The sequence below is a fragment of the Acinetobacter sp. AM genome, assembly GCF_003105055.1.
GTDB classification, from domain to species: Bacteria; Pseudomonadota; Gammaproteobacteria; order Pseudomonadales; family Moraxellaceae; genus Acinetobacter; species Acinetobacter tibetensis.
On sequence record NZ_QETG01000028.1, the window covers coordinates 1 to 12,267 of the forward strand.

The 12,267-nt window shown below is 39.4% G+C and carries 14 protein-coding genes and 1 tRNA gene; 6 read left to right on the forward strand and 9 right to left on the reverse strand.

Going from position 1 to position 12,267, the window contains the following annotated elements:
- The first annotated feature begins 690 nt into the window (after window positions 1-690).
- From fdxA to DCO44_RS13735, 3 genes are all read left to right on the forward strand, one after another.
- Window positions 691-1,014 (forward strand): ferredoxin FdxA, encoded by a 324-nt coding sequence (gene fdxA / locus DCO44_RS13725; RefSeq protein ID WP_004938070.1) that lies wholly within the window; start codon window positions 691-693, stop codon window positions 1,012-1,014.
- A gap of 136 nt (window positions 1,015-1,150) precedes the next feature.
- Window positions 1,151-1,867, forward strand: a complete 717-nt coding sequence (locus DCO44_RS13730; RefSeq protein WP_116762832.1) for a D-Ala-D-Ala carboxypeptidase family metallohydrolase — start codon at window positions 1,151-1,153, stop codon at window positions 1,865-1,867.
- A gap of 127 nt (window positions 1,868-1,994) precedes the next feature.
- A complete protein-coding gene (locus tag DCO44_RS13735) occupies window positions 1,995-2,660 on the forward strand; it encodes an O-methyltransferase (RefSeq protein WP_116762834.1) in 666 nt (221 codons plus the stop codon).
- A gap of 128 nt (window positions 2,661-2,788) precedes the next feature.
- Here the strand turns inward: DCO44_RS13735 and DCO44_RS13740 are convergent, their stop codons facing one another.
- From DCO44_RS13740 to DCO44_RS13775, 8 genes are all read right to left on the reverse strand, one after another.
- Window positions 2,789-3,631 (reverse strand): universal stress protein, encoded by an 843-nt coding sequence (locus tag DCO44_RS13740; RefSeq protein ID WP_116762836.1) that lies wholly within the window; start codon window positions 3,629-3,631, stop codon window positions 2,789-2,791.
- A 122-nt stretch (window positions 3,632-3,753) separates the two neighbouring features.
- Window positions 3,754-4,371, reverse strand: coding sequence for a DapH/DapD/GlmU-related protein (locus tag DCO44_RS13745; RefSeq protein WP_116762838.1), 618 nt, complete (start codon window positions 4,369-4,371; stop codon window positions 3,754-3,756).
- Complete coding sequence (locus tag DCO44_RS13750) at window positions 4,364-4,960, reverse strand: IMPACT family protein (RefSeq protein ID WP_116762840.1); 597 nt, start codon at window positions 4,958-4,960, stop codon at window positions 4,364-4,366. Before DCO44_RS13750 ends, DCO44_RS13745 begins: the two co-directional genes overlap by 8 nt.
- Before the next feature lie 134 nt (window positions 4,961-5,094).
- Complete coding sequence (gene lptB, locus DCO44_RS13755) at window positions 5,095-5,841, reverse strand: LPS export ABC transporter ATP-binding protein (protein WP_116762842.1); 747 nt, start codon at window positions 5,839-5,841, stop codon at window positions 5,095-5,097.
- Entirely contained in the window at window positions 5,841-6,407 is a 567-nt protein-coding gene (gene lptA, locus DCO44_RS13760; RefSeq protein ID WP_116762844.1) for a lipopolysaccharide transport periplasmic protein LptA, read from the reverse strand. The genes lptB and lptA overlap by 1 nt, the downstream gene beginning before the upstream one ends.
- On the reverse strand, window positions 6,391-6,945 hold the full coding sequence (lptC, locus tag DCO44_RS13765) for an LPS export ABC transporter periplasmic protein LptC (RefSeq protein ID WP_116762846.1): 555 nt from the start codon (window positions 6,943-6,945) through the stop codon (window positions 6,391-6,393). Before lptC ends, lptA begins: the two co-directional genes overlap by 17 nt.
- 44 nt (window positions 6,946-6,989) lie before the next feature.
- Window positions 6,990-7,529 (reverse strand): KdsC family phosphatase, encoded by a 540-nt coding sequence (locus DCO44_RS13770; protein WP_044737935.1) that lies wholly within the window; start codon window positions 7,527-7,529, stop codon window positions 6,990-6,992.
- 3 nt (window positions 7,530-7,532) lie between these two features.
- Window positions 7,533-8,510: a KpsF/GutQ family sugar-phosphate isomerase gene (locus tag DCO44_RS13775; RefSeq protein WP_116762848.1), complete on the reverse strand. Its 978-nt coding sequence runs from the start codon at window positions 8,508-8,510 to the stop codon at window positions 7,533-7,535.
- 255 nt (window positions 8,511-8,765) lie between these two features.
- On the opposite strand from DCO44_RS13775, the gene cysS reads away from it, so the two are divergent.
- Both cysS and DCO44_RS13785 read left to right on the forward strand, forming a co-directional pair.
- Complete coding sequence (gene cysS, locus DCO44_RS13780) at window positions 8,766-10,187, forward strand: cysteine--tRNA ligase (protein WP_116762850.1); 1,422 nt, start codon at window positions 8,766-8,768, stop codon at window positions 10,185-10,187.
- Between the two features lie 64 nt (window positions 10,188-10,251).
- Window positions 10,252-10,327, forward strand: a tRNA-Gly gene (locus DCO44_RS13785).
- Window positions 10,328-10,579: 252 nt separating this feature from the next.
- Here the strand turns inward: DCO44_RS13785 and DCO44_RS13790 are convergent.
- Window positions 10,580-10,957 (reverse strand): MerR family transcriptional regulator, encoded by a 378-nt coding sequence (locus DCO44_RS13790; RefSeq protein WP_116762852.1) that lies wholly within the window; start codon window positions 10,955-10,957, stop codon window positions 10,580-10,582.
- A gap of 93 nt (window positions 10,958-11,050) precedes the next feature.
- Between DCO44_RS13790 and DCO44_RS13795 the strand changes: the two genes are divergently transcribed.
- On the forward strand, window positions 11,051-12,121 hold the full coding sequence (locus tag DCO44_RS13795; RefSeq protein ID WP_116762854.1) for an SDR family oxidoreductase: 1,071 nt from the start codon (window positions 11,051-11,053) through the stop codon (window positions 12,119-12,121).
- The last annotated feature ends 146 nt before the right edge of the window (window positions 12,122-12,267 follow it).

The following is a 12,267-nucleotide window of genomic DNA, read 5'->3' on the forward strand; positions in this document are numbered from 1 at the left end:
CAATATATTTCATGCATAAATTATGCATGAAATATCAAAAAATGTCGGTGCAGAATTACAGCAAATGATTGTTCGGTTTATGAGTTATGCAAGTTGTCTAATACAAACATCATATTTTAAGTCGGCTCATGATTCACTAAGCACCACAAAGTGAAGGACAACCTTTAAAAATTAAGAAGCAACATTGAACCCAAATGGATAGCCAAAATTTATCACACCAGTTTCTAACTACTGTCAAAAACTCGAATACTGACCCAGATTTGAAGAGCCAATAAATTCCTACTTTCCATGAAGTTCAAGTGCTTTCGATATTCATATACAAGAAAGCTGGCAAGTCTGCACAGCAACTTACGGGTCATACCACAGAAAAATGCCTGAAGTTTATGCATCTAAGCACGAAATTTCATGGAATGATGTTGATATTGGAATTACACTTGCATTTGCAGATGTAACGTCAGTTACACTTGCAAAACTCTATTTTAAGTCTTTGTTTTCTATAATTTCTTAATACTCTATTTTTTCTATAAATTGGGTGTAAAAATAGGGTTAAAAGTTAATAAATTTCATCAATATAGCCTTATGTCACGCATTTAAATAACAAATATCAATAAAAGCAATTGTTAGTTATCCCCATTTTTGCCTAAAATACTGCATGAGTAATTAAAACCATATTTTTAGGTAGCTGTCGCCATGACCTTTGTTGTCACTGAAAACTGTATTAAATGTAAATATCAAGACTGTGTAGAAGTTTGCCCTGTTGACTGTTTCTACGAAGGTCCTAACTTCTTGGTGATTAACCCAGACGAATGTATTGACTGTGCATTATGCGAACCAGAATGCCCTGCAAATGCAATTTTCTCTGAGGATGAACTGCCAGAGGGTCAAGAAGTATTTATCGAACTAAATGCAGAGCTTGCGCAAAAATGGCCAAACATTACTCAAATTGGTGACCAACCTGCTGACCGTGAAGAATGGAATGGTAAAGCAGACAAGTTACAATATCTTGAAAAATAAGCCATTAAAAAAAGATCAGCAGTTGCTGATCTTTTTTTATACCAAAAACACACATTTGATTGCAAAATTTCCAAATTTACATAACCCTTTTCGATTAAAATAAGCAGCTATATTTCTAAGCATTTGATTTTCATACATGAAGCATTTTTTCAAGGGTGTGCTCAGTTTGAGTATAATCCCTTTGGTTATGATCGGATGTAGTTCATCTCCTTATAAATCTGGGCAAGGCACACCTCATGGAAAACGTATTTTTATTCCGAAAGAACGTGTAATTATTGAACGCCCAATTCCTCCTAAAATTATTCCGTATACCTACAACAGTTGGGTCGCTGCCAGTGATAACTTGCGACGCGTACGTGAATATGAAGTTTTCCTAGAAAAAAATAGCGTTGGTAATATTATTCCAACTTTTGAGTTATTACGTACTGCCCGCGACTGGCAAAAATGTGGACGCTCTCAATACATGATTCCGACACGTGAATTATGGGCCAATCAGGTGCCGACATTAAAAGTTTTTAAATATCTTGTAGCATCCAAAGTATTAACCGACTTTGAAGTCACGTCCGTTTATCGCGACTTAACGCTCAACCAATGTGCGGGTGGTGCAAGCTCTTCGCGCCACTTGTTTAATTCAGCCATCGACTTCCGTATTGGCCCTGAATATCCACAACCAGAAGATTACGCTTTTATTGAAAATACCAAATTTAAACTGTGCCAGTTCTGGGAACAATACGGTCAAAGTCTCAATATGGGCTTAGGCTTGTATGCTTCGGGACAAATTCATATTGATACTCAAGGCTACCGTACTTGGGGTCCAGATTTAAGTCGTTACTCATCCATGTGTAATTACTAACCCCAATCCCATTACAGAGGTCTACGTACCTCTGTTTTTTTATTTTCAGTGATTAATATTCAGAGAGAATTGAACTCTGTCTAGAAATGTTTAAAATGCACTGATTCGATATTTAGGCGCCAAGATTATGCAAGAAATGTGGTCAGAGATTGATAATTTTATCGATACACATTTAATTCCTGAAGACCCAATTCTGTTACAAACACTTGAAAACACGGCTCAAAAAGGTTTTCCTGATCATCTAGCTGTCGCTCCGAATCAAGGCATGCTGTTACAAATGCTCATTCAAATGAATCAATGTAAACGTGTCCTTGAACTCGGCACTTTTGCTGCATACAGCACCATGTGGTTGGCCCGTGCATTGCCTGAAGATGGCTATATTCTTACCATTGAAGGACGTGATACGCATGCCGCACTGGGTCAAGAAAATATTGACCGCGCCAATTTACCACAAACCATTGAACTAAAAGTCGGACGTGCAGCAGACGTACTTAAAGCCCTGCCCGCTGATTTTGAACCTTTTGACTTTATTTTTATTGATGCCGACAAACAAAGCTATCCTGAATACTTAGAACTCAGCTTAGACTTGTCTCACTCAGGTACAATTATTGTGTTAGATAATGTGATTCGTGCTGGTGATATCGTGAATCCTGACAATCACAAACCGAGCATTGAAGGTATTCGGGAAACTTTTGCACGCTTGCAAAACCACCCAAGATTATTGTCTTGTACAGCGCTACAGACGGTCGGCAGCAAAGGGCATGATGGTTTTGCAATTGCGATTGTAAAATAGCGAACAAAGCACAAAAAACACTCTATTGCATTTTTATTTTAAAATACAATCATTTATAAACATTGTCCATATAGTTATCCACATATAATGCGGATAACTATAAATCGGTGTAATCCACTCTAAGTTCTTTATTTCGCAACCAAGAGTGGAACTGTTGAATTTCTAAATATGGTGGTGGTAATGCTTCCCAAAAAGAACTGGTGAATTTTACTGTGGCTAAATGCCCCCATGACCACTAATTTAATATCATGTTCTCGCTGATATTCCAAGATGTTTTCTGAAACATCACCATAACGGTATTCCACCACGACATCTAAACCTGCATCACGCAGGTACTGTGAAGGCTCATTCAAAATTTCGGGATGATCTCCCACATACAGCAAATGACATTGTAATAGGCGCAGTAAATCACTCTGAGCAATTCGGTGCATCATCTTGATACAAGTCGGTGAATATTCATAAGCAAAAATAAACCGTGTAGGTGGAACAAATTTTTCACCAACCGTCAGTACAGTACTGTTGACACCACGAATAAAGTTTTCAACATTGCCACCTATCGGTTTGTTACGCTCAGCAGAGCGCTCACCCACCCGACCAATCACCGCAATATCATCTTCTTTAAGTACATGAAAACTTTGTTCTAGAAAGTCACCTTTTTCCTGAATATGGGTCGCATCTAAACCATATTTATCTTTGACCATTTCAGAAATGTGATTGAGTAGGTTATTGCTATAATCTAGTGCTAATTGACTTTGTTTTTGTTCAAGTTCTGCTAGCTCTTTCAGTAACATTGCATTACTTTCAAAACCGATTACCCCGCTAATTTCACCTAAATGGTAACTGGCGGGATAGTAATCTAGCACTTGTAATAACACGAGTTCGCGTTGTGTTTGCTTTGCAATCCAAGCCGCTGCTTCTGCGACAGCATTGATGCAGGGAGAAGAATCTATACACGCTATTACCCGTTTCATTGTTCGCCTCTCAATTAGTCTCTGGGGACTATAGGTCTAGTTGTTGTCTCTAAACTTAGCACATCTAGTGATGAGTTGGCATCTTTTGTGTAACCGAGAGTGATGAAAAATATACAATTATTCTATTCACGGTAACGAATGAAACGGGCTGGGTTACCTGCCACAATTTCTTTTTCACCCACATCTTTGGTGACCATACTCTGCATCCCAACAATAGCATGATCTCCTATTTTTACTCCATCCTTGACGCCCACATGTGCACCCAACCAGACATCACGCCCAACTTCAATTCCTTGTGAGCGCACAGGTTGCTGATAAATCGCTTGATCGAGCTGCATCCCATGATCAAATGCATAAAGATGGCTATAGGCGGCTATACGCACTTGATCATGCAATTTAATTCCGACACGACCGCCATCCAAAATACAATGGTGATTGATTGCGACTTCATTGCCAATGTCGAGTGGTCCATGCAAAGTACAATCCGCTGCAATAAAGCAATTGTCTCCAATTTTGATGGTACGTCCACGCTCTGCAAAAATATGGGCCAATGGCGAAATAAAACAGTTCTTGCCAATCTCAACCGTTTCCATTTCTCTTAAATATTGTTGATATTCATTTTGCCATTGTTCCGCCCATGCACGATGTTTCGGCTTTAAAGTCCAGTAAAGCCAAGGCATGTAATTCAGTCGGTGTTTATGCTGTTCACGATATTTAAGTAAAGGATCTTTTTCAGTCATGCTGCTCTTCCACTAACTTCAGTTGTTCACGACCACGTGTAACATCACGAATCTTATCAGCTAATTCTGGAATTTGATGGACTTGCAACTGTAATTCGACAACAACACCATCTGCTGTGTATTGCTCTTGAAAGTCAATTCCCTGCTGTTGCATTTCATATTGAAAGATCGACCACTCCGAAAACTGACAACTAAAATGTGCCATTTTCTTTTCAATTAATTCAATTTTCTCTGCCAAAAGTAGACATTGCCCTGCACTGCCACCATAGGCACGCACCAAACCGCCTGTACCCAATTTTACCCCGCCATACCAACGGTTCACGAGCACCAGCACATTCGTCAGCTCATTGCCTTCTATGGTTGCCAATATAGGGCGCCCAGCCGTGCCAGAGGGCTCACCATCATCATTAAACCGAACCTGATGCCCAATTTTCCATGCCCAACATTGATGGGTCGTGGTGATATCTTTGTTTTCTTCGAGAAAACTTTTTACCGCAGCCTCATTTTCCACTGGAACTGCAATAGCTTGAAAACGACTTTTCTTTATTTCTTCTTCATAACTGACTTGGGCTGCGATAGTGAATGGCATATTCAAAAATAACTAACAGGAATAGAATAATTGTAACGTGTTTCAATAAGCAACTTAAACCAAGGGTAATAAAAAACCCCCATAACTAGAAAGAATATGGAGGTTAGTTTTGAAATACATCTATCTCTTGTATTTTAGACGGTAAAATCTTCGCCTAAATACACCTGACGAACTGTTTCATTTTCTAGAATTTCTTGCGGTGTCCCTTCCGCAATAACTGACCCTTCACTGACAATATAAGCACGCTCACAAATCGCCAATGTGTCACGCACGTTATGATCCGTAATTAACACCCCAATGCCACGATCTTTGAGTGTACGAATAATGTCTTTAATGTCATTTACAGAAATTGGATCGACCCCTGCAAATGGCTCATCTAACAGCATAAATTTAGGATCTGCAGCTAAGGCACGGGCGATTTCAGCACGACGGCGCTCACCACCCGAAACACTCATGCCTAATGAGTCTTTAATATGGGTAATTTTAAAATCCGCCAATAAATCGGTTAAACGTTGTTGTCGTTGTTGCTTATTTAGATCTTTGCGGGTTTCTAAAATTGCCATAATATTTTCAGAAATCGTCAATTTTCTAAAAATAGAGGCTTCTTGCGGTAAATAACCAATTCCTTTACGCGCACGTTCATGCATGGCAAGGTCGGACATATCTAAATCATCCAGATGGATCTCGCCTTTATCCATACGCACCAATCCAACCACCATATAGAAACTGGTTGTTTTACCCGCGCCATTCGGACCCAGTAAACCTACAATTTGTCCACTTTGCATACTAAAGGAAACGTCTTTTACGACCCAACGTTTACTATAGTTCTTCGCAAGGTGCTTAATACAAAGGGTTTGTGTCGCAGTCTCAACCTGATCCATTAATCACGTGCTCCTGGGAAGGATTTAGTACTTGAAGGCGGAATCACAATTTGTACACGACCAGACGATGAACCTGTGCTATTTGGTGTTCCTGTCGCTTCAATATCACCCTTATTCATGCTGTATTTTAATGTGTTACCACGAATACTCGCACCATCTTGCTCTAATAACGCACCACCAGACATGGTAATAATACCTGTACCAGCATTATAAATAATTTTCTGCGCTTGACCTTTTGCTAAGCCTTTATTGGCATCTAATTGCTGCTGAAAACGTGCAGGCCCACCTGTTGCTGTGATTGTACTGATCTCTTTTTTCTGATTCAGATTGGCAACAATTGAGTTTGCTTGTAAACGCATGGTGCCTTGTTCAATAATCACATTGCCAGAGTAAGTCGTTACCCCAGTTTTTTCGTTAAAAGTCGCACGGTCTGCCACCAAAGAAATTGGCTGATTGCGATCTGAAGGAATTGCAAAAGCACTAGATGCCGCAACAATCCCTATACTGAGTACAACTGCTTTTTTAAGGAAAGCTTTATAAGCTTGAAACTTAAGATTTTGGTTCATACTTTCCTCGAATATTAAAAAATTCGTATTGACCATCATTTAAATTGGCTTTCAATCCCTGACTGACAAACTCTGCTTGTGGCGATTGTACAGTCACTTGATGGTTTGTTTCTATTACACGGGTTTGCGGGAATGCCGTCAGCTCATCAGTTAAAAACTGCATTTTCCCCTGCCCTTGATCTAAAAACTTGGTAGCAACAACCTGTTGAGACAAAACAACTTTTTTATTGTCTTCATAACCGTTGGCTTGCTTAGCAAAAAAAGTCGCATTTACAGCGCCATCTTTATACATTGAAGCATTCAAGTTCTCGAGTTTAGTGGTTTGTTTTTGCATATCCTGCTCAAGTCGATCAATTTGAGCACGAATATATAAATTCCCAGCATCATCGGTTTGGGTTAAATTAATTTTTTCTGCGGAATACGTCATACTTCGCGCAGATGCAGTTTCTAATTTATTCCCTTTACCACTGTAATAGTAATAACCACCACTTACAGCAGCAATTGCAATCGCCGTGATATATAAAACTTTGGTATCCATAAGTGTGGTTCTTCACTAAAAACAATTATGTACGTATATAAACATTAATGCGGGATTGTAATAAATTTTTCAAGTAGCTCTTGGTAAGTCCCTTTTGCCATCAGCAGCATGTCGCAAACTTCACGTACTGCACCACGACCACCCATCGCTTGTGTGACTAAATCAGCGCGACGACGAACTTCAACATGACCATTCGGTACCGTTACTTTCATCCCTGCAATAGCAAAAGCTGAAAGATCAGGCCAGTCATCACCCATATATAAACAATCATCTGGTGAAAGGTTGAGTTGAGCACATGCTTCACGCAAAGCCACACCTTTATCTTCACGCCCTTGAAAAACTAAGTCGACACCTAAATCTGACATACGCTTTTCTACAATATTACTTTTACGACCAGTAATAATAATCACTTTCATACCAGACTTTTGTACCAACTTCATGCCTAAACCATCACGAATATCAAAGGATTTAATTTCATCCCCTGAATTGGTTAAAGTCACAAAACCATCACTTAAAATACCATCGACATCTAATACGAGCGCTTGAATATGACGTGCTTGTTCTAATAAAACATAAGATGCCATGGATTAATTTACCCCTGCTTGAATTAAGTCATGCATGCTAATCACACCAATGACTTTATTGGCATCATCAACAACTACAAATTGATTGATTTTTTTGTCACGTAATTTTTCTAAAGCCTTTACTGCACGTGCTTCTTGAGAAATGGTTGCTGGGTTTTGAATCATCACTTCTGAAACTGGTAAGTTCACATCAAAACCTTGCTGCTTATCAATTAAACGGCGTAAATCACCATCGGTGAAAATTCCCAATAAACGATCTTCGCTATCTACAACCGTGGTTAAACCCAAACGCTTATTTGAAATTTCGTATAACACTTTATTCATTGGGGTTTCAGGTGCAACTTTCGGCAGGTCTGTACCCGTATGCATTAGGTGTTTTACATGTAATAACAGGCGCTTACCTAAAGCTCCAGCGGGGTGCGAACGTGCAAAATCATCCGCAGTAAAACCACGTGCATCTAATAAAGCCACCGCCAATGCATCACCCAGAGCCAATGTCGCAGTGGTACTTGAGGTTGGGGCAAGACCTAATGGGCAAGCCTCTTGAATATTGCCTAAAGTAAGTGCGACATCGGCATTTTGTGGCATTGGGCCTGTATCATCAGCACTGATGGTAATTAAAGGCACTTCTAAGTGCTTAATTAACGGCATCAACATCATAATTTCATCACTCTTACCTGAGTTTGAAATTGCTATGAGTACATCACCACGAACCAACATGCCTAAATCGCCATGTCCTGCTTCGCCAGGATGCATGAAGAATGAAGGTGTACCTGTAGAAGCAAATGTAGCCGCCATTTTACGACCAATATGCCCTGATTTACCCATGCCTGTTACCACTAAGCGCCCTTTACACTGCAAGATAATTTCGCAGGCATAACTAAAACGCTCATCTATTTGCGTTGCTAATACACCTAAAGCTTGTTCTTCAATGCGCAAAGTTTCTAATGCGGCTTTCTGAAAATCGATTGGATTCGGCATGGCTTGTAAATTCAACGTTGGCAACCTTAAACTCGATAAGAGTTGATTTCAGGGCAATTCATCATTATTTAAATAATGATCAACCCCAGTCTCAAGTAAAAAATAATTTTCGCAATTTTATCATATCTATGCAAATGCAACGTTTCTAAATGTATAACTTTTCACTTACTTATAAAAATAACGTATAAAACTTTGTGAATCATGGACCTTACGTTATGATGAGAAATCTTTTTGTTATCGCAATATGTAAGCCCTATGCAACCTTTTGTTCTTTACAATTCAGAGCAACGTAAAAAAGTAGAATTTGTACCACGTAAAGAAGGTCATATCGATATGTATGTCTGCGGCATGACCGTGTACGACTACTGTCATATCGGACACGCACGTGTGATGGTTGCATTCGACTATATTATTCGTTTTTTGCGCAGTCAGGGCTGGAACGTCAAGTACGTTCGGAACATTACCGATATTGATGACAAAATTATTAAACGCGCCAATGAAAATGGCGAAAGTATTACCGCACTCACCGATCGCTTTATTCAAGCCATGAATGAAGACGCGGAAAATTTAGGCTGCTTACACCCAGATGAAGCACCTCGCGCGACAGAATATATTGACCAAATGCAAAGCATGATTGGCAATTTGGTCGACAAAGGCACTGCCTACCCTGCAAATAATGGCGATGTCTATTTTCAAGTAGAAAAATTTGCCAAATATGGTCGCCTTTCAGGTCGTAAACTGGAAGATATGCAAGCAGGTGCATCGGACCGTGTTGATGTGGAAGTTGAGAAAAAACATCCTTTCGACTTCGTACTCTGGAAACATGCCAAAGAAAATGAGCCTGCTTGGGCTTCGCCTTGGGGCAATGGCCGTCCAGGTTGGCATATTGAATGTTCTGCAATGTCGACGTGCTGCCTAGGCAACCATTTTGACATTCATGGTGGTGGTTCAGACCTCATGTTCCCACATCATGAAAATGAAATTGCACAAAGTGAAGCATCAACAGGCGAACAATATGTGAATTATTGGATGCATGTGGGCTTTATTAACGTTGATGGCGAAAAAATGTCGAAGTCTTTAGGCAACTTCTTCACCATCCGTGATGTAATGGATAAATTCCATCCTGAAGTCATTCGTTACTTTATTGTGTCTTCACACTATCGCAGCCCTGTGAACTTCTCGGATGTTGCATTAAAAGAAGCTAAAACCACATTAAGCCGCTTCTATCATTCATTCAAAGCCTATCAACAAGTCTACGGCACGAATATCGTTGAACAATTAGATGACAACCTAGTTGAACGTTTTAATGCTGCAATGCGTGATGACTTTAATACCGCCGAAGCAATTGCTGTGTTGTTTGAAATTAACAAAGAGCTGAATCGTTCAGTCAAAGAAGAAAATGCTGAACAAGCAGCGGTTTATTATTCAACGTTGCGCCATTTGACCAATATTCTAGGTCTGGTACAGCATGATGTTGAAGACTTTTTAAAATCTGATATTGGGCAAGAAGCTTTAGGCTTGTCTGAAACTGACATTGAAGATCTCATTCAACAACGTCAAGATGCAAAGAAAGCTAAGGACTTCGCAAAAGCCGATGGCATTCGTCAGTCACTATTAGATCAAGGTGTGGTTTTGGAAGATACACGTCAAGGTACTGTATGGCGTCGTGCTGATTAATTCAGCAATTGCATTATAAAGAGTTGACAGTCGAATTAAACTCTCTATAATGCACACCCATATTGCGGGAATAGCTCAGTTGGTAGAGCACAACCTTGCCAAGGTTGGGGTCGCGAGTTCGAGTCTCGTTTCCCGCTCCAAAATTTAAAAGGCGCTTATCAAAAGATAAGCGCCTTTTTTTATTGATTTTATATAAGTTTATTTTTATAAAAATTTCTTAAACTTAAAATATAACATCACATAATTGCTGATTTAAAAATTCAGCATCAAAATACGACCAACGCTATTATTCACACTCATCGGAAGCCATATTTAAGTACATCACAAAGTACGAAAACTATAATGCATAAAGCCCAAATCAAATAACCATTTCAAATTAAGCATTTTAAGCGCTATTCAATCCCATTGACTTCGCATTCTTTTCTCAACGGACAAGGTTCGCCCCCTAGCAAATTTTCAAGCATGTTTTGCATATGTTGCAATTGCATTATCTTCTCCTGAATCATGCCCAACTTTTCTTGTAAAATCGTATTAAATTGCGTGGCAGGAATCTCATTTTCACCAATAATATCAATAATTTGCTTTATTTCCGTAAGTGTAAATCCAAGGTTTTTGGCGGTCAGGATCAGTTTTAACTGTTGCAGTGTCTGTTCAGGATAATCCTTGTAGCCATTATTGCGTACTAAAGGCTGAATCAATGCCATCTTTTCATAAAAACGGATCGTGTCCCGACTTAAATTAACTTGTTGTGATAGCTCGCCGATTAGCATATGCAATTTCCTTTTATTTTTTTAAAAAGCTCTTGACCGTGGTCTGTACTCCATAGTTTAGCTTAAGCACTAACAATTAATGAGTTTAATTTTATGCTTATGTCATCTCAAACTGCGCTTGTGGTCGGTGCAACCGGATTTATTGGTAAGTTCCTTGTCGCACAACTACTTCGAGATAATGCAAAAGTGTTTGCTTTATGTCGCAATATCAATGAACAGGAACCTCAATTGCGTCGTTGGCTGACACAGCAAAACATCAATCATCAAGAGCTACGTTTTGTTCAGGGCGATATTACTCAGCCCGATTTGGGGCTATCACCTGAAGATTGGAAAACGGTGAAAGAGGTGAATTATCTATACAATGCTAGCGCATTATTCAAATGGCATCTGTCTATGCAGCAGGCTCAAGCGGTCAATGTCGATGGACTAACCAATCTGCTTCATAGCGTGAACAAGCATTGCCATTTAGAACGTGCAGTACATTTATCAGGCTTTATGTTGACGCTAGATCAGCATTTACAAGCAGCAGGCATATACCGAGAACATATCGAAAAAACTGACTGGCCAAAAATCTATGAGGCATTAGGCGCTTATGAAGCTTCAAAGATTGAAGGACATTTTAACTGGATTAAACAAGCAGACCTATTAAATATACCCTGGACAATCATCCACCCAGCAACCGTGATTGGAGATGAAATAACTGGTGAAATTCCATCATCTCAACCTATTACTGCTCTCATTCAACAGCTTCAACAAAGAAAAATGAATGCCCTTCCTGGCACCCCACAACATTCTCTACCTTTGGTATCAGTCACCATGTTGGTTAATGCTATGGTACATGCAAGTAAAGACCCTCACACACTTAAACAAGAAATTCTAGTCGCGAATCCTCAGCAAATATCGCTTCAAACTTTAGTACAAATCATTGCTCAGTCGTTACAGATTAATCCTCCACGCCATTTTATTTCTATCTCTTTTCTAACATGGCTTTTAAAGTGGCGATGGTTAGCAAACAAACTAGATATGTCCCCAGAAATGCTAAATTTTATCAGAACTGAGCAGCTTGATCTGGGAGCATTCAATCGACTAAATCAACAATGGAAAATCCCTCCAACTGAGCTGAAAGAAACCATGCAAAAGACTGTGGAGTGGGTTACTCACTGAAATGAATGTAATCGTTTGACATGAAGTACCAATAAACCAAAAACTCGTTTTTGGATTTATAAAAGAGGGCGAATATCGCCAATAATCACGAACCATATACCATTGATTTAAATATCAATTTAGTTAAGTTTTCTAGAAATTATCCA